This window comes from uncultured Sphaerochaeta sp. (genome assembly GCF_963676625.2).
Classification (GTDB): Bacteria; Spirochaetota; Spirochaetia; order Sphaerochaetales; family Sphaerochaetaceae; genus Sphaerochaeta.
On record NZ_CAXXYB010000008.1, the window covers coordinates 190750 to 209641 of the forward strand.

The 18892-nt window shown below is 43.9% G+C and carries 17 protein-coding genes and 1 pseudogene; 1 reads left to right on the forward strand and 17 read right to left on the reverse strand.

From position 1 onward, the window contains the following. Position 1 precedes the first annotated feature (1 nt). The 6 genes from ACHZBG_RS11485 to ACHZBG_RS11510 all read right to left on the reverse strand — a co-directional run bounded on the left by ACHZBG_RS11485 (position 2) and on the right by ACHZBG_RS11510 (position 7860). A complete protein-coding gene (locus ACHZBG_RS11485; protein WP_320129599.1) occupies positions 2-2572 on the reverse strand; it encodes a type I restriction-modification system subunit M in 2571 nt (856 codons plus the stop codon). Positions 2573-2946: 374 nt separating this feature from the next. Then, positions 2947-3273 carry a hypothetical protein gene (locus ACHZBG_RS11490; RefSeq protein WP_320129600.1) on the reverse strand — a complete coding sequence of 109 codons (327 nt, stop codon included), beginning with the start codon at positions 3271-3273 and terminating at the stop codon, positions 2947-2949. Continuing rightward, positions 3230-3457, reverse strand: coding sequence for a hypothetical protein (locus tag ACHZBG_RS11495; RefSeq protein WP_320129601.1), 228 nt, complete (start codon positions 3455-3457; stop codon positions 3230-3232). Before ACHZBG_RS11495 ends, ACHZBG_RS11490 begins: the two co-directional genes overlap by 44 nt. 16 nt (positions 3458-3473) lie before the next feature. After that, positions 3474-5219: an ABC transporter ATP-binding protein gene (locus ACHZBG_RS11500; RefSeq protein ID WP_320129602.1), complete on the reverse strand. Its 1746-nt coding sequence runs from the start codon at positions 5217-5219 to the stop codon at positions 3474-3476. Continuing rightward, a complete protein-coding gene (locus ACHZBG_RS11505) occupies positions 5212-6954 on the reverse strand; it encodes an ABC transporter ATP-binding protein (protein ID WP_320129603.1) in 1743 nt (580 codons plus the stop codon). The genes ACHZBG_RS11500 and ACHZBG_RS11505 overlap by 8 nt, the downstream gene beginning before the upstream one ends. Positions 6955-7236: 282 nt before the next feature. Next, positions 7237-7860: a TetR/AcrR family transcriptional regulator gene (locus ACHZBG_RS11510; RefSeq protein ID WP_320129604.1), complete on the reverse strand. Its 624-nt coding sequence runs from the start codon at positions 7858-7860 to the stop codon at positions 7237-7239. A gap of 320 nt (positions 7861-8180) precedes the next feature. Here ACHZBG_RS11510 and ACHZBG_RS11515 point away from each other — a divergent pair, with 320 nt between their 5' ends. Beyond that, a complete protein-coding gene (locus tag ACHZBG_RS11515) occupies positions 8181-8495 on the forward strand; it encodes a transposase (protein WP_320129605.1) in 315 nt (104 codons plus the stop codon). Between the two features lie 709 nt (positions 8496-9204). On the opposite strand, the gene ACHZBG_RS11520 is transcribed toward ACHZBG_RS11515, so the two are convergent. The 11 genes and pseudogenes from ACHZBG_RS11520 to ACHZBG_RS11570 form a co-directional block, all read right to left on the reverse strand. Next, on the reverse strand, positions 9205-9834 hold the full coding sequence (locus ACHZBG_RS11520; protein WP_320130066.1) for a hypothetical protein: 630 nt from the start codon (positions 9832-9834) through the stop codon (positions 9205-9207). After that, a pseudogene (locus ACHZBG_RS11525) lies at positions 9770-11275 on the reverse strand (HsdR family type I site-specific deoxyribonuclease). Before ACHZBG_RS11525 ends, ACHZBG_RS11520 begins: the two are co-directional and overlap by 65 nt. After that, the gene (locus ACHZBG_RS11530) at positions 11247-11495 is read right to left on the reverse strand and encodes a hypothetical protein (protein ID WP_320129606.1); all 249 of its coding nucleotides are present in this window, start codon (positions 11493-11495) and stop codon (positions 11247-11249) included. Before ACHZBG_RS11530 ends, ACHZBG_RS11525 begins: the two are co-directional and overlap by 29 nt. An 84-nt stretch (positions 11496-11579) precedes the next feature. Then, positions 11580-11699: a hypothetical protein gene (locus ACHZBG_RS11535; protein WP_394699402.1), complete on the reverse strand. Its 120-nt coding sequence runs from the start codon at positions 11697-11699 to the stop codon at positions 11580-11582. Beyond that, positions 11650-12237, reverse strand: coding sequence for a type I restriction endonuclease (locus tag ACHZBG_RS11540; RefSeq protein WP_320129607.1), 588 nt, complete (start codon positions 12235-12237; stop codon positions 11650-11652). Before ACHZBG_RS11540 ends, ACHZBG_RS11535 begins: the two co-directional genes overlap by 50 nt. After that, a complete protein-coding gene (locus ACHZBG_RS11545; protein WP_320129608.1) occupies positions 12237-13415 on the reverse strand; it encodes a restriction endonuclease subunit S in 1179 nt (392 codons plus the stop codon). The genes ACHZBG_RS11540 and ACHZBG_RS11545 overlap by 1 nt, the downstream gene beginning before the upstream one ends. Then, on the reverse strand, positions 13415-14200 hold the full coding sequence (locus ACHZBG_RS11550) for a hypothetical protein (protein ID WP_320129609.1): 786 nt from the start codon (positions 14198-14200) through the stop codon (positions 13415-13417). Before ACHZBG_RS11550 ends, ACHZBG_RS11545 begins: the two co-directional genes overlap by 1 nt. After that, entirely contained in the window at positions 14200-15768 is a 1569-nt protein-coding gene (locus ACHZBG_RS11555; protein WP_320129610.1) for a type I restriction-modification system subunit M, read from the reverse strand. Before ACHZBG_RS11555 ends, ACHZBG_RS11550 begins: the two co-directional genes overlap by 1 nt. A 440-nt stretch (positions 15769-16208) precedes the next feature. Beyond that, complete coding sequence (rbsK, locus tag ACHZBG_RS11560) at positions 16209-17129, reverse strand: ribokinase (protein WP_320129611.1); 921 nt, start codon at positions 17127-17129, stop codon at positions 16209-16211. A 17-nt stretch (positions 17130-17146) separates the two neighbouring features. After that, on the reverse strand, positions 17147-17992 hold the full coding sequence (locus ACHZBG_RS11565; protein ID WP_320129612.1) for a carbohydrate ABC transporter permease: 846 nt from the start codon (positions 17990-17992) through the stop codon (positions 17147-17149). A gap of 2 nt (positions 17993-17994) precedes the next feature. Beyond that, a complete protein-coding gene (locus ACHZBG_RS11570) occupies positions 17995-18855 on the reverse strand; it encodes a sugar ABC transporter permease (RefSeq protein ID WP_320129613.1) in 861 nt (286 codons plus the stop codon). Between the last annotated feature and the right edge of the window lie 37 nt (positions 18856-18892).

Here is an 18892-nt window from a genome sequence, read left to right on the forward strand (position 1 = left end):
ATCACTCCACCCCCAATAACGACATGAATTCTTCAAGCCCTTCCAGATCATGGTTGCTACCCGTCAGGTCTTTCATCATGGAACCCAAGGCAATTTGGGTTTCATGCAGTTCATCCTCAATTTCAGAGAAGGTGGTCTTGTATTTTTCAGTGAGCGATTCGACCTTCGTTATCAGTCCGTCCAAGACCGTCTTGGGAATTGAATCGATACTATTCAGGAGGGGTTCAATCCATTTTGCATAAAGCAGTGTCCTGGTCTCATCATCACTCAGACTCTCGATTACTTTCTTCGTTCTGGTTTGCAGCTCTGCAGACTGTAATTTAAGCTTCGATTTCAGTTGTTTCTCTTCTGATATCAGCGCATTGACTGTTATGATTTTTGCCTCAAACGAGTCTTCTGGGATTTGAATTCCTTTTTTCTTATCAGCAAGCAATCTTTTTGCTTCCTTTACAATCCAGGCTGCGACAAAGCTATCCTTGGCATCATTGACCGCATCCGATTCTTTCTCCTCTTCGGAAAAAGAATCCAAGATCTCTTCATAGCTTGCATTTATTTCAGAAATCCTATCCTCGATTACATGGAGTTGCCTGTATTGATCTTTTAGGATAGTCTTCTCAATCAGCTCAAAGGGAATCACCCGTCCCCGCCATCCATCCTGAACCTCTTCATCCTTCTTCATGATCATCCTGGGATCTACTTTTCTTGAGGAATCAAATCCTTCAGTCTGCAGTATCTCCAAGTCTATCGTTATGCTAGCCCATTCATCATCCAGCAATTGATAGACATCATACTTGTCGACCAACGGAATTCCCTTGAGCCGTGAGAAAATATCATCACTGATAACCGACTCCTCGTTGATGATGTTTAAGTCTTGCATTCCAAAAACCAGATCATTTCTAAGTCTGTCACCAAAACCATCAAAGGCACGTGAAAAGCTTTCCACGAATCTGATGATACTAGGATGGGACATTACAGTTTCTTTTATATCTTTCACTGCCAAGGTTCTGTATGGCCCATCAGCCTTTGCAAACAATTTATCCTGAAGTCCTGGAAAAGCTTCCCAGTAGTCCTGCAAATCATTGATTTCGTTTTCGGGGATCCCCCCGAGCATCAAAGAATAAATGTCCCATTTCTCCGATGCATCAGAGGAATCAACATACCTTGGAATATTCAGATTATATTCGTTTTTGCGAATCTCCTCTTTGCTCACCAACCTTGAAAATGCCAGGGTATCTTTTCTGCTGGTAACCACATCGACTATCCGCTTGATGTCTGATGCCCTGAGCTTATTGTTCTTTCCAACCTTAGTGAATCCTTTGGATGCATCCACTACCAACACATTATCGGATTTCCTATTCATTTTTAATACCATGATAATGGTTGGAATTCCTGTACCGAAGAAGATATTGGCAGGAAGGCCGATTACCGCATCGATATGGTTGTATTCAATGAGATTCTTTCGAATCCTTTCCTCTTCGCCTCCTCGGAACAAAACGCCATGGGGCAGCACAATGGTCATTATTCCATCAGGTTTCAGGTGGTAGAGATCATGCAGGAGGAAGGCATAGTCCGCCTTGCTTTTAGGGGCAAGTCCAAACCGGGAGTACCTCGGATCCGACTCCTTGTTGGAAGGGTCCCAAGCCTGTGAATAGGGAGGATTGGAGACAACTGCATCCACATACAGGGGATCGTAGGTATTAACCGGATCATTCTCATCAAAATATGGCCAGTCATCCTCGAGCGTATCACCGTTGCGGGTGACAATATTATCAGGGAGAATCCCTCGCATGACCATGTTCATACGGGTAAGGTTATAGGTGTTTTCCTTCAGCTCCTGGGCGAAATACTTGATGCTGTTCTCATCCTCGATGTGTTTGGCAACCGACCGCCCGATATTGATCAACAATGATCCCGACCCACTTGTAGGATCATATATCTTTATCTCTTTTCTGTTTTTGAGATGGTCAGCCACTATCTCAGACATCAAGAGAGATACCTCGTGAGGGGTATAGAACTCCCCCGCCTTTTTACCGGCACTTGCTGCGAACATGCTGATCAGGTACTCATAGATGAAACCAAGCACATCATAGCCTTGCTTGCCATCCATGGGTATTACCTTGATCAACTGGATAAGGTCCCTGACCGCCTTGGTCTGTGTCCCCGAGCTGTCGCCAAGCTTGCTCAGACCTGTCTGCAACGTATCAAAAATCTTCTCGAACACTTTCTTGTGTGATGGATTGATATTCCGGTTGAACGCTGAAAGGGCGTCCCTGACATTGGACACATCAAAGTCCTTGCCCATCTCCAACCAAGTAGAGAAGAGATGGTGATACGAAATGAAGTAGCCCACATTCCGCTGAATATAATCCACCGTTTCACCATCGTCTTCAGAAAGGGCCTTTATATCCTCTTGTTCAAAATTGTTGCTTTTCAGAAATTTCATTTCCTTGTCAGACAGGAATTTGTAGAAAATGAAACCAAGAATATAATCCTTATATTCGTTGGCCTCGATTTTTGAGCGCATCTTATTGGCTGCTTCCCAAATTTTAGAAGCTAGTTGTTGTTTGTTCATAGGAATCCTCCTGAGGCAAGGACCAGACTAAAGTCTTGTAGACTTCGGTCCCTTTTAAAAATCAGACAAGTTTATGTAGGAACTTTGTATATTTTGATTAATGCCTCTATTTTCCTATCAGAATAAACTATACAAGATGGCAGATGCAATAGAAAAATCGCATAGGGTACTTCTTCTAATGATTATATATATTCAGCTCTTTACATTTCAAAGAAGATTGGAAGGATGACCGTAAATGCCTAATAAATATAATTATGACAAGAAAAACAAAATTAATGTGCCAAAGAATATACCAATTCAAGGGTGTCTTATACTGTTTTGTGTTGTTTTATAATGCTTGGTAGCTGATCAATTTAGGAACATAATGAAATAAATTAGATGTGACTAAATGGTCGCTCATAATCCGTGGGTCGAAGGGGCAAGTCCTTCTGGGCCCAAAAATCAGAACTCCTTGCAAGATAGCAGGGAGTTCTTTTGGTCCATGAAATTTTCTTGTAGGATTTCTCCCACTCCACTCTAGCCTGAATCCGTTTCTCCTTGGCTTTTGCGATTGAACGGTTCTTGGGGTATCTCTTGCTCCTCTCCCAGATCTTGAGGAAGAAATAGGGGATATGTAATCTCTCCATGAGTGCAAGGAATTCACTAACCGAAGTGGAACTAAGCAAGGAATACCCCATGACCAGCCCAGACAATCTTTTCAAACAAGTCCAGTACGACGCATGTATAATCAATGCCAATACTATCGAGCATCATCTTTTCGTACACATCGCGCATAATCCAGAAAGGCATCAACATTCCCATAATGAAGAACAACACGAAATACATTACAGTAAAAAGCCAACGGTAATCAGATCTCTTGTTTGAAGCTTTCCCTGTCTCATACATAACTCCTTCGTGTGCACTAGATATTCCAAACAGTACTCTGCTGCTGAAGATTCCACATCCTTGCATAGGTGCCATTGTTTGCAAGAAGTCGTTTGTGTGCCCCCTGTTCTGCAACCGCTCCCCCCTCAAGGACTACGATGTGATCGGCCTTTGCCACCGTGCGCATGCGATGGGCAATAATTAGAACGGTCTTATCTTGAATCAGGGAGGAAATGGCTGCTTGGATTTTCGTCTCATTTTCGACATCCAAGGAAGCTGTAGCCTCATCAAGCAATACGATCGGGGCATCCTTGAGCAACGCTCTGGCTATGGAAATTCGCTGACGCTCACCGCCGGACAGCGTCTCTCCATTTTCCCCGATCACCGTATGAATTCCTTGTGGCATGATCTTGATGAATTCATCACATTGGGCAAGCTGTGCAGCCTGCATGACCTGCTCATCGGTCGCCTCGCGCCTGCCGATCCGGATATTTTCCATAACCGACGTGTTGAACAACACTACATCCTGGAATACCACGGAAAACTGCTTGAGAAGAGTTTCCGGATCGATGGTACTGATATCGTAACCTCCGAGACGAATGGTTCCCTTATCACAATCCCAGAATCTGGCACTGAGCTTTGCGCAGGTACTCTTACCCCCACCGGACGGGCCCACCAATGCGGTAATTTCCCCTTGTTTTGCAACGAAGCTGACATCGGATATTACCGGCTTTCCCTCTTCGTAAGAGAAAAATGCATGGTCGAACTCAATCGTATAGTGTTTCGGATTGAACTGTGTACGACCTTGTTGAATCGGCAACTCTTCCATCTCGTTCATCCGATTGATGCGTATATCAAGAAAGAAGAGAGCTGCAAGATTGTTGAAGACCTCACCCATCGGTACATAGATTCTCGAGGCAACCAACAGGAACACCAGGTAGGTGAAAAGATCAATACTTTGGGCGATGAGGAGGTTAGCCCCGACAATGATGACGCTGACCAATCCCAATTTGAGTAAACTTTGCGAAGTGTTTACCAACGCACCGACGAACAACTCGCCTTTGATCAACTGCTTCTCGTATCGATCAATTGTTTCATTCACAGTTCCCAGATACGCTGCTTCCTGCTGGTACGATTGTATCTCCCCTATGGTTTCCAGTCCCTCCTGAATATGCTCGGTCACCTCACGTTTGATTTTGTAGCCAGCAAGGAACTCCCGTTTCTGGATCTTCTTCGATACCAGGATTACCACCGCAGCAAAGGGAACCACCCAGAATAAAGCCAGAGAAAGTTGCCAGTTGTAGACAAACAACCCAATCGCCATAAGTGCTATACCAAGGATAGAAGCAAACAATTGCGGTACTGCGTGGCTGAAGGTATGCTCGAGATCGGTACAATCCTCCATGATGGTGGAGCTGAGATCGGAGAGATTCTTTTCCCCGAAGAAAGCCAGAGGGAGTCTGCGCAACTTCTCTGCAAGTGAGATTCTGCGGTTGGCGCTCTCTTCATACACCGTAGTATAGGTGTTTCGATATTGGACTATCGCAATCATAAACATAATCAGCATGAAGCTGATACCAAGCAGGACATAATACCAAAGCCCATGGCTTGGGTTTGCCGAGGAGTCAAAGACAGTACTCAATCTGTCTTCGAGAAACGAAAACATATATACGACAGGAAGCATTAGGGAGATATCCTGTACCATAGTCCACAAAGCCCCAATGACAAAATCCTTTGCTCCCTTGTTTGAGAGCGCGAACCGTTTTCGAATGATATTAAGCATCAAGCTCCTCCTTGCCGATTTTCCAATTGACTGATTGTTGATATTCATTCCACATTTTTGCGTATAAGCCTTTATTGCCTAGCAATTGCGTATGGCTGCCTTGTTCGACGATCATGCCTGCATCCAGAACAATGATATTGTCAGCGGATGTTACGCTGGTAAGACGATGGGCAATCATGAGCACGGTTTTTGTGTCAGTAAGCTTCTTGAAGGCTTGCTGGATCAGGTGTTCATTTTCTGGATCGGTAAAGGCTGTTGCCTCATCGAGTATTACAATAGGAGCATTTTTCAAAATCGCGCGGGCAAGCACAATCCGCTGTTGTTCTCCACCGGAGAGATAGGTCCCCTCGGTCCCAATCTTTGTATAGAGGCCATGGGGAAGCTTGTCGATGATTTCTCTACATTGTGCCTGGTCCACAGCCCGTTCAATATCCTGCAATGTTGCTTCAGGATTGCCAAAACGCAGATTCTCCAACAAGGACGTCTTGAATAGATGGGTATTTTGAAACACAAAGGAGATGGAAGCCATCAGCTCTGCGGGAACAAGTTGCCGTACATCAGTTTCTCCGATCCGCACAGAACCACTGTCGGCATCCCAGAAGCGGGGAACAAGTCTGGCCAGGGTTGTCTTTCCACTGCCGGAGGCTCCAACAAGAGCAGTGGTTTTCCCCTGCGGAATCTCAAAGCTTACCGAGTCAACAGCCATGTTCTGTTTTCCTGGGTACCTGAACGATACTGCATCGAATTGAATAGTGTACCCTTTGAGATGTTTAGGATTTGAAGATACAGGAAGCAGTGGATAGTCGGTAAGGTTCTCAATACGGTCGACGGCTTCTTTTGCCTGCCCCAAGGCTTGATTCAGATACATGCTGCGCATGATGCTTTGTGAAAATACAGGAGTGAGAAGGACATAGAGAATAAGATTCAATATTGTTTGTGCAACGGTGCCGGTGTGGGTGATGATCAAGATGGCTACAGGCACAAGCAGGAACACAAAACTGTTGACCACCACTGTATATGCAGCCATAGGTTTTTCCCACATTCGCGTATAGTTGTAGACCATTTGCTTGTAAGCTGTGATGCTCTTATGGAAGTTCTTGAATGAATACACGGTCTGCTGAAAGACCTTGACCACGGGGATACCGCGCACATACTCTACAGCTTCCGTATTCATTTGCTCCAGCGATGTCATATATCGTTGCATAAAGTTTCTCCCTTTGTTGCTCATCATGAAACTCATGATGACAAACGAGAAGCAAACCGGTATCAGACACGTCAACCCTAGTCGCCAGTCAAATACAAATACCAGAACGAGAACGGTAAGTGGTGTCAGAATCGTAGCGGCAAGATCAGGCAGTTGATGCGCGAGAAATCCATGAGTGATCCCGGCATTATCGTCGATGATCTTTCGAATACGACCTGAAGTAGTACTGTTGAAAAATCCAAGTGGCATCCTGATTATGTTTGCCATCGCCTGCCTTCGCATATTTGTCTCAACCCTGAAGGCAGCAAGGTGAGAAAATGAAAGTGCGATGAAATACAATACAATGCTTGCCACTGCTGAACCCATCGAATACCAGCCATAGACAGCTATCCGTGCACCAGAGGCCTGAATTCCATTGGTGAATAGTTCCCTGATGATGAACCATACCAGAATGTACGGTACCATCGCTGCCACAGAACTCAATGCTGAAACCGCCAAAGCGGCGGGAAGCAGTGCTCTTCTGCCTGCCATGTATGTTTGCAATTTTCGTAACGTGCCCATGTCAACCCTTCTCCTTTCTCAAGAAATACCCGGTTCTCTGAATTCTCACCATCCTCAGTCAAGTATCGATCACTTTTATCCGATACCGTTTGCAATGCATGATCAGAACCCGGCAATACGGTTTTCGTAATGCCATCTTCATGTTCGTGCCGACTCTTACAGCCCCTCTCTCTCATGATTCGAACATGCCCACCCCCTGTTCTTTATAAGTTAGCTCAAGCTAACTTTTAATATAAAAAAAATACAATCTTTTCAATCAAGACAGCATCGGCCAAACACATTCAACCAACCTCCCGTGTAGAACGTCACAATGAAATCAAGATTCCCGAGAGCCTGCTGATGGGTCATACCGTGCCTGACCGGCTCCAACAGTGCATTGATATATCCTTCCGATATGGTGTGCATCACAGAAGGGTCTAACTGTATACCCTGACTGCCCCACATGTTCAGCCTATCCAGATAGGCCTGTGTATGCCGAACTTCTTGGTTTACCAGGACGTGAATGAAATCCTCGTGTGTCGACCCGCTGGAACCAAGCAGCAATATCCTGAAAACATCAAAATTTTTATAAATGAAATCATACACAACGGTCAGATCTGCAATAGTCTTCTCATACGAAATTTCGTTTATGATTCCTTCATCGTTGTAATATGTCCTGCTCAGCTCCGTGAACACATTTTCCAACTGTTCGGTTACCGGGGATACAACCATGTCGAACAAATCCTGCTTGTCCCTGAAATGGGTATATATGGCTCCGGTTGTCATCCCGACTGTCGATGCAATCCGTCGCAGTGACGCGTCCTTGAATCCATGGTTCAGGAACTCTTGCTTGGCAGCTAGAACAATCCGGTCCTGAACACTTGATCCATTTCTCAAAATGCTTGCCTCCCATCTTCGATAACACTGTTATGTTTTTAACAGACACATGCATCTTTTGTCAATGCATTCTTTGGAAAATCACCATTTGTTTTTATTTGAATCCCGATACTGTGTCTGCGACCTGTCTATTCACACGGTAACAGGCCCAAAATCACCCACCAGTCAAGCTCTCAAATTGATGTTGACAACCAACGGAGAGAATTCAATTGTGCATGCCAGGCAATAGTATAATGAGCCTAGGATATAAGACAGAATAGAACAGGGGAATAAGGTGAAGCAGATTGTCCTGGCTACTGATATGGAGATATCATACCAGCATGGGCAAGCAAAGAAAAACCTTTCCCAGCGGATTCAAGGCAAAAATTGCCATGGAGGCGTTGCAGTCACAGAAGGCAGTCTCCCAGATTGCACAGGGGAACAACATCCACCCCAACTTGGTGATCAATTGGAAGTCTGCATTCATCAATGCCGGCAAGGAGGGGCTCAAGGATAAGAAGGACCAGAACGAATTATCGGACAATATGCTTCGAAAGCTTGGGAAACAAGCCGTGGAGATTGGGTTTTTAAAAAAAGTACCTGGAGATGCATACACCCGTGCCCGATACATCGAGTCTGGAAGATTTGTACTATGAAGAACAGGGACTCAATCTTTTCCTGAGCGAACAATGCCGCCTGTGGAAGGTCAGCTGACCCAACTACTACCGTTGGAAAAAGCAGAGTTGGCAATGGAATTTGGTAACCAAGGAACTATTCCCATATGCTACCAATGTTTTAATTACACTTGCAGCTACCTTGGGGGTAGCTCTTACAATTTCATATAACGGTTCGTATAGTTCACCTGGTGTTCACCTGGTGGGTAGACAGGAATCGAGATACTTTCTGAAAGTATCATCTTTATTGGATACAGTTGGATATCTATCGGTTTCATTGCTTTCATTGGTCTGCCGTACTTACATAACAAGAAAGTAATTATGTATATAGGAGCTACTTGTTATCAGACCAACGATTATATAAGACAATTTACTCGCCCCCAAAATGCAGAAAAAGCAATATATGGGATCAGAGGACAGCAACCTGAAAACATCTGATATGGTCAAATTGTTACAATCAATAGCTGAAAGATTATAGAACAGTCATAAGCATTTTCAGGCCCCAAAATCGCATTTATCCTCAGTACATTGTGCAGATGTTAGTTTCGAGGAAAATGACTCCTTTACACCGAAATGACCAAAAACACTCAATAGAACGCCTGATTTGCGGTCTCAGGCATGCTGATGGTGTTTGTTTGGTGTTTAAAAATACTAAACGATAGTTAACGAAACCAGTCGAAGCTCAACACCATTACACAAGCCCGAAATACTTCTCAAAGAACTGCATCAACTTTTCGATGACTCCTTGCTTCTTCACAGCTCTATTGCCTCCACCAAATCTCGATACCGGTGGCATGATCCTGTCGATGTCCGTACCGGTGGTTTTCAGAGAACCATCTCGGAATGAGTTGTTGATGAATTTCCGTGTCTCTTCCTGCTTGAGTTTTTCCTCTTCGATAAGCGTTGCTAGATCGGTTTCCTTCTGCTCGACGACAAACTTACGCCAATCCTCATCCACCACAGTCGATGCATTTATTGTGTGGATGAAGTTCTCAATCAATTCCTTCTTGCTTCGCAATTGGATGCTGGAGTTAATCGCCTTGTCTATCGAAACCAAGATACTCTTATCTTCACAGTTCGATTCATGGAACTTAGCCACAAGCATCAGGATGTAGTCGATGTTGATCTCAACCTGCTTGATCAGCTCAATCTCAAAGACAATATCTTCGTTGATCTTTTCTTTGTCGGCCTTCCTGTCCTTCGTCAACTCTTGATACAGGTCGATATATACACCTTGGTAATCTTGGAATTCCCGACTAGATAGTATCTCGTTTCCCGTAAAGTTGTCGAATGCCGTCAGGATGTTCTTGAGTCTGAGAATAGCTTCCGAACAGCCTGATGAAGTCTTTCTGGTTCTGCTCTCCGATGATTGATTGCCCAAGAGGGAATTGCTGGCCAAGCTCTTCTATGAGCTCTGTGTATCCAGGCTGATGCTTTCCATTTTCGTCATACCCATAGTAGTAGGCTTCATAGTTCTTCAACAGGACGATGCTACCAGCATCCTTATCGCCAAAAAGGGCGATAGCCTCATCTGTCTCTTTCTGCAGATTCCGGAAGCAAACGATATTACCGAACGTTTTGATAGAATTCAGGATCCGGTTGGTACGGGAGAACGCTTGGATCAAGCCATGCTGTCTGAGGTTTTTGTCCACCCATAACGTATTGAGAGTAGTGGCATCGAATCCAGTCAGGAACATATTCACGACTACAAGAAGGTCTACCTCACGCTTCTTCATCCGCAGGGATAGGTCTTTGTAATAATTCTGGAACTTTTCGGAAGAGGCGTCATAATTCACATTGAAATCGTCATTATAATCCGCAATCGCTGATTCCAGAAAATCTCGAGAGTTTTTATCCAAGCCGCTAGTGTCAAAATCCTCGTCAGGGAACACATCCTCTTGTTCTGCTTCATTGGCGCTATAGCTGAAGATTGTCGCTACGTTGAGTTTGCGTCCTCGCTCAGCCAGCTGTTTCTTCAATTCTATGTAATACTTCTTTGCCATTGTGATCGAGCCGACAGCCAATATGGAATTGAACCCCGAGACACGTTGGCCTTCCAGAGAATAGAAGCTGTTGCGCTTCGTCTTCTGATCGAAATGGTCCAAGATATAGCCAACAATCCCGCGGATACGGACAGGGTCCATCATGGCCGCTTCCGTATCGATCGCCGATACATCCTTATCCCTTACCTCATCCTTCATCTTCACCGTGTTGATGTAGTCGATGCGGAACGGTAGAACATTCTGGTCGTTGATGGCGTCTACTATGGTATAGGTGTGCAGTTTCTCTCCGAAAGCTTGGGGTGTGGTCCTCATAAGCGGATTGCCACCATTTCCAGCGTTCGCAGCAAATATGGGTGTCCCGGTAAATCCGAACAGATGGTATTGCCTGAAAGATTTCACTATCTTTCGATGCATATCACCAAACTGCGAACGGTGGCATTCGTCGAATATGATGACAACGTGCTTCTTATAAACCTCATGCCCCTTATTCTTAGATACAAACACATCCAGTTTCTGGATGGTGGTGATGATGATGCGAGAAGTCGTATCCTCGAGTTGTTTCTGCAGTATCCGAGTTGAGGCGTTGCTGTTCGCAGCACCTTTTTGGAACCGATCGTAATTCCCTCATGGTCCTGGTAGTCAGAGATCCTTGCGGTCTACTACAAACAATACCTTATCGATATAGTCCAGAGATGATGCGATCTGAGCTGCCTTGAAGGAGGTTAGCGTTTTACCGCCTGCCTGTCGTATGCCATATATAACCGCCGGCCTCTAGGGTACCGGTTTTCTTGTAGTTGTGAGAAATCTCAATCCGAGAGAGGATTCGTTCAGTCGCGACAATCTGATAAGGCCGCATGACCAAGAGAGAATACTCTGAGGTGAACACACAGTATTTGGTGAGCACGTTCAAGATCGTGTGCTTGGCCAGAAAGGTCTTTGTAAAGTCAATCAAATCGGGTATTGACTTGATTCTCCCCATCTGCCCAATACGAGGAAAATTCGAAACTGTTGCTGGTTTTCTTGCTTTTCCTTCGCTCCCCTTCTCCTGTTTCCTTGATATGACTTATACGGGTGGTGTTGGAATAGTACTTGGTATGGGATCCCGTTGGAGATGATGAAAAATCTGCACATATTCATACAGACCGCTGGCTGCCCAAAAGCTTTCCCGTTGATACCGATTGATCTGGTTGAACGCTTCCCGAATCGCGACCCCTCGACGCTTCAATTCTGGCATGGACCAGAGGAAGGCCGTTCACAAGAATGGTTACATCATATCGGGTTCCATGGGTCCCTTCAGATTCTTCATATTGGTTGATGACCTGCAGACGATTGTTATGGATATTCTTTTTATCAATATGATAGATATTCTTAGTGCTACCGTCGTCCTTTTTCAACACTTGTACATGATCGGTCTGTATCCGTCGGGTTTTCTCGATGATGCCATCATTCGCTCCGGATACGCATTTCTGAAAGAACCAGTTCCACTCAGTATCAGAGAACGAATAGCTGTTGAGCACCTCCAACTGCTTCCTCAGGTTGGTTAGCAAGGAAGCCTCATTGTGAATCTTCAGGTATTCATATCCTTGAGTTTGGAGAAGCCTGATAAACTCCTGCTCCAATTGGGACTCACTTTGATATGAACCTGAGGGTGAATATTCAGGTATATACTCAGCGATAACTGTATTCTCGTTGGTTGAAGCCACCATATTATAAAGGCTCATTACTTCGCCTCCTTGAAGGTCAACAACTTATCGCGATAATACTCATATTGTTTTCGTCTTGCTTCAATTTCAGCAGGAAGACCGTTGGTTAGGTCATTGCTTAGAGCATCAAAGCGGTCGAGAATCTCAGCTATTCGAATCTGCTCTTCGAATGAGGGAATCGATATTTCAAATGCCTTTAGCTGTCCTGCCGTTAAAAGGGGTTGCCCACCACCTTTAGCATATTGATTTAATCGCATACAAGTCAGTAGATGATACATATATCGATAGTTGATCTGACCAGCTAATGTTATAATAAGAGTGTTATCCGAGACATCATAATTCCCATCTACCTGCTGAATGTACCCGCAATTTGCCCCAACTCTAGCAACAAGTAATCGAATCCCACTGTATACTGGTTTATCGGTGTAACCAATAACACCCGTTGAACCATATACTGGATAGTTTCCAACCTCTAGCTTTTTCTTGTTCTTCCCACTCGTTATCTGAGCTACACTCCCTAAAAGCAACTCCCTCCTCTTTTCCCCCAGGACTCGGGCATTAGGAATTGTAGATTTTAACAGAAGATTACGATAATATTCATATTGCTTATTTCTCGCTGTAAGCTCCGCTGTAAGCTCCGCTGTAAGCTCCGCTGTAAGCTCCGTGAAATTGTCCAATATTCGGACGATTTCTTGCTGTACTGGTAGAGGTGGTAGAGGAATCATAATATCTGATAATTTGTTAGGCGTCACTTCAATTACTTTTGTACCGTGCGCTAGCTTTACTTTCTGGGAATAGAACTCTGTTGATTGAAAGTAATACGATAGATATTTTGGATTTTGGTTGTGTTGAATTATCGCAGTATGTCCACTAACTGCAACCTTTTCTCTGCCCAACCAAGCAACACTTTTACATACATCTTCAATATTCTCACTCGTAACAGCCATAATTATATCATTTTGAGAAGCAAACTTTGATTTGCTTGCAGCTTCATCATTTATATAGGTGATTGTGTGGTCGAAAAACAAGTTATAGTGAGTATAAATCTGCCCATAATGAATACAAGGGACCCCGTTTTTAACAAAATCTTTTTTTTGAAAATTTCCACCCCTATTTATTAAAGCAATGGTACCGAGCTTGACACGATCAACCCCATTCGGACAATTCTTATTAATTAGTTCATCAAGTTTATCCATTACTGATCTCCTCCATCATCCCACCCCAATGCACCGCTTGCAGCCATAAGTTCCGTCTTGATCTTATTATTATCCAGAATTCCAATGACAAGCCTAAGCAGTGAATCATATTTCACTAATGCCTGCTCTTCATTATTTTCACCGTGGACAATATTGCTTAGCTCTTGGAATAATTTATATCCATTTGCAGAAAACTCCCGTGGGATAATTGAGCATTGTTCATCTACCTTTCTAAGCAGATCAAAAAAATTCTTTGGATTCCCGTTAGCATGTTTTTCATAAACAATTCCGGTTGCATCAGCTGTTTGGGCAGTGATTTGCTCGAAAACCTTCCGTAGATACACTATTGCACCAGCACCAAAACCTTCACGATGAGCTAATTGAGCTTTCTCAATGAGTAAAGAAAAACTACCAAAGCGACCTTCATCGATTGATACTTCGCTAGATAATTTTTCGCTACGTTTTAGAATACGAATCTCAGGCGCGATTCCACTGATATCACCATCACAATCTACGAGGAACCAAGCCTGAACAGATGATCCACAATGGCATCTGAGAACACAGTCAATGCTAACTAAATGCTCATTAACTCCTATACAATAGATTTCCTCACCCGAGTAGAACGTCCGAGAATCCATGCACTTCTTACAGTAAAAATTTAACGCGATATTTCCTGCTTGTATTTTCCGCTGTCTGCCTGTTGCAAGTTTTCTTTCACCTAGAAATCCTTCCACTTGCGTGAACTCGAGCGTAGGAGCCCTGGACAACACATCAGACAATCGCATTATTCCGTCTCCTCGATTTCTTCAATAATCGCTTTTATTTCACGTCTTAGAACATCTTCTCGAACCACAATCTTTTCGATTTCCTCATTGAGGAAAGTAATATCAATTATTTCTCTCGTATCCTTCTGTTCTACGTATGTGGACACTGAAAGATTGTAATCTTGCTCAGTAATATCAGAATTTGGAATCAGAACCGAAACATGGTCACTATTAGCCCTATTCTTATATGCGTCAATGATCGTGTCCATGTTCTTCTGTGTCAGCTTATTACTATTGGTTCCCTTGATACACTCCTTAGACGCATCAATGAATAGCGTGCTATTTTCGGACTTGGATTTCTTCAGTACCATGATACAAGTAGCAATACTGGTCCCAAAAAACAGATTGTCGGGAAGCTGGATTATACAATCTATGAAATTATTATCAATCAGGTACTTTCGGATCTTTTTCTCTGCCCCACTCCTATATAGCACACCTGGAAAGCAGACGATAGCAGCAGTTCCACTGGTGGCCAGCCAAGAAAGTGAATGCATGATGAATGCCAAATCTGCCTTAGATTTTGGCGCAAGGACTCCCGCAGGCGAAAACCTTGGATCGTTGATCATCAATGGATTGGCATCACCGTCCCATCTGATGGAATACGGTGGATTGGAAACAATTGCCTCAAACGGTTCATCATCCCAGTGTAAGGGATCGGTCAGGGTATCTCCGTGACCGATGTCGAACTTGTCATAGTCAATATCATGCAGGAACATATTGATACGGCACAGGTTGTAGGTGGTGATGTTGATCTCTTGACCAAAGAAACCCTGCCGAACATTTTCCTTGCCAAGAATCTTTGCAAACTTCAATAGCAGAGAACCTGATCCACAGGCAGGGTCATAGACCTTATTTACTTCCGTTTTTCCAACCAGGGTGATACGCGTTAAAAGCTCGCTCACTTCCTGTGGTGTGTAATATTCACCACCACTCTTCCCTGCATTGGAGGCATACATGCCCATCAAGAATTCATAGGCATCACCAAAGGCATCGATGGTATTGTCGCGATAATCGCCCAATTTCATTTCACCCACACCATTCATGAGCTTGATAATCTTCTCGTTACGTTTGGCAACGGTCCCCCCAAGTTTGTTGCTATTGACATCAAGATCATCAAACAAACCCTTGAAGTTATTCTCACTGGGACCTTCCTGTGCAGAACTTTCAATACTATGAAATACTTTTTCCAATGTTTCATTTAAGTTCTCATCAGCAACTGCTCTTTTCCGGACATTTTGAAAGAGGTCGCTTGGTAAGATGAAGAAACCTTTCGTATGAACTAAATCCTCGCGAGCCTCTTCTGCCACATCATCCGAGAGCTTGGTATAATCAAAATCTGTATTCCCTGTTTCTCGTTCATCATGGTTAATGTACTCAGTCAAGTTCTCGGAAATATATCGATAGAACAGCATACCAAGTACGTATTGCTTGAAGTCCCAACCATCTACACTACCTCTTAGGTCATTTGCAATCCCCCAAATGGTACGATGTAATTCTGCGCGTTCCAGTTCTTTCTTATTATCAGTCATCTTCAACCCCTCAGGCTTAAGCAATATTAGCACATGAAAGCTGTTTTGCGACGATAAAGCTATCCATTCATCAGATTTCTTCAGATTATCCAGACTCAGTGTAGAACTTATGATGTCAACAGAGGAAAAACCAGAACACTGGCAACTCTATGTCTTGGACTTAGTCAATCCGGATATTACAGGACTATACCATATATCATGTCTCAAAGACATATATAATTCCTGAATTTCTTTTCTCTTACTCCTAATATTAGCTTGCTATCCATATCTACAAGAGCGTACATACACATACTAGAAATCAAGGAGATCAAGGCATGGGCAAAGATTTGACCAAAGCTCGGAGAGGAGTATGAAAAGAGGACCTCTCCTATTATGCTAAACCATGAACTCATTCTTCCTGTTTTAGAAGATCGGACAAAGACTAAGACACCGTACTCTCTTTATGTAGACAATTCCAACTCCTTGCAAAACCTTTCCATTTCCTCTTGATTTGGTATTGAGGACTGGGCTCCCTTCCTTGTCACGACAAAAGCTCCTACTTTATTTGCATACTCAACTGCATTGGCAATATCTTTGTCTTTAAGATATGCCGTTGCAAAGGCGGCAACGAAAGAGTCGCCTGCAGCCGTGGTATCCACAATAGGAACATCAGGCGTCGGATACGTAACCACGGAATCCTCGATTCGATTCAAGACCTTGGCACCTTCCTTCCCGACTGTCACGATCACGCATCCCACCCCGTAGAGAAGTAAAGTACGCATGCCAACTTCAATATCGTTTACTCCTGTAAGCATCCGCAATTCACTCTCATTCGGCTTGATAAAATCAACATATTGAAAAAGCTCGGAAGGCATACAAGACGGTACAGGAGCAGGATCCAAAACAACTGTCTTACCCATACTTTTGGCAATCTTGGCAACGTAGAGAACTGTTTCCACCGGAATTTCCATCTGCAATAACACAAGGTCGCATTGTTCCAGAACTTCCAAATTCTGATCAATATACGCCCTATCGACAGTTGCATTTGCTCCTGGTACAACCAGTATCGAGTTATTGCCCCCGTCATCTACCTGAACAATCGCAATACCACTTTCAATATCCTCCCGGACTGCAATATGGCTTGTATCGACATTCGCTTTTTCAAGATTCTGTATCAAACTTGCACCATACGAATCCTTTCCGACAGCCCCAAGCATTGTCGTCTTGTTTCCCAAACGGCCAGAGGCATACGCCTGGTTGGCCCCCTTCCCTCCTGGGACAAGCTCAAAATGCCTGGAAGATTCAGTCTCCCCCATCGAAACCAAATGATCCACACCGATGCGAAAATCCATATTCAAACTTCCGACTACAAGAATTTCCATGAAACGCTCCTTCCTCTTCAGCCTTTGATTCCACTACTGGTAATTCCCTGCACATAATATTTTTGGAAAGGAAGGAATAATAGCAAAGGTATCAAGGCAGAAACCATCGAGGCAGCATAGAGACAGGACCACAAAGTTACCCGCTCCATCTTGAACGAAGCCAAGGCTATCTGGACAAGACGTATTTCTGGAGAACGAGCTATGACCAAAGGCCAGAGATAGGCATTCCACTGATTCATGAAAATCATGAGCCCGGCAGTGACAAATACGGGAATGCTCAGAGGCAATACGATACGTGTATATAGCTTTGGCAAAGATGCCCCATCTATCTTTGCGGCCTCAAGGATGCTTTCCGGGAAATCCTTGAAAAACTGGTTGAACAAGAAAAGGACCAACCCGTCAGCCAGACAAGGAATGATAATTCCTGAGAACGTATTTACCCAATGGAAACCATTAACCACACCATACAGAGGCAAGGCGATGGCTTCAAAGGGAATCATGAAGGAAATCAGGATAACAACAAAAATCGGTTTTTTCCCCTTGAATTCAAACTTGGCGAAAGCCAGGGCCGCTATGCTGTTAATCAAACAACCCAGCACAATGGTAATTGCCGACACATACAGCGTATTGACAAGAGGCCGCTGGAAATCAAAATCTCGAAAGATGCTTACATAACTCTCCAAGGTAACCTTCACCGGAACAAAGGTATGGAAGGAAAGAGGACGGGCATATTGAAAGATCTCCGTATCACTGCGAAGGGAACACGCAAGCCCCCATAAGAGAGGAAACAAGGTAATGCAGGCAATAAGAATCAAAACAAGCCATAGCAAAATTTTCGAATAGCTAAATCTCCGTCCTGACATAATTAATTTTCCTCCTTGTTGTTCAGCAACTTGAATTGGAAAACGCAGACCGCGCCTATCATAAGCAGCAAGACAGTGACGATTGCCGAGGAACGGGAACGATCGACAAACTGAAAAGCTGATTTATATGCCTCATACATCAAGACATCGGTACTTCCCTGGGGACCTCCACGCGTAATTATTTGCATCGGGGCAAAAAGCAACATATTTGAAGTCGTATCGGCAACAAAGACAAACAGAAGGGTGTTCTTGATCAACGGCAAGGTAATGGCAGTTACCCTCTTAAGCCAACCAGCTCCATCGATGATTGCCGATTCATAGATGGTTGCATCAATACCTTTCAACCCGGCAAGGAGAAACATCATCCAGTACCCCACACCTTTCCAGTTCGCAATGACCACGATGCACCAAAGAGCTTGGGCTTTGTCGATGAAAAAGCCTTGGTTTGAAATCCCCACAGTATTGAGGATGCTATTGAGAATGCCATTATTGACGTTAAACATCATATTCCATAATAAGGTAGCTACAGTAATCGAGATGGTCACAGGCAGATAATAAATGGTACGGAATATCCCGATTCCCTTCAGGTTGCAATTGACCAAAAAAGCAAGACATAGGGAAATGAAAATCTGGAGGGGGGTTATAACGATATTCATCTTGATCGTCACCCAGAGAGAGGACCAAAAAGTCTGGTCCAGAAAAAGTCTCCGGTATGTATCAAACCCTACCTTTCCATCGGACACAAAGCCCTCAACCAAAGTCCGCCCGATAGGATATAACTTGAAAACTGCAATGAGAAGGCAGGCCGGGCCGATCATGACATAGGGCAAGGCCTTCTGCATTTTGATAGTTCCGAAATTCATTTTTTCTCCTTTTTGTCTCGGACAAAAGACAAAAGAG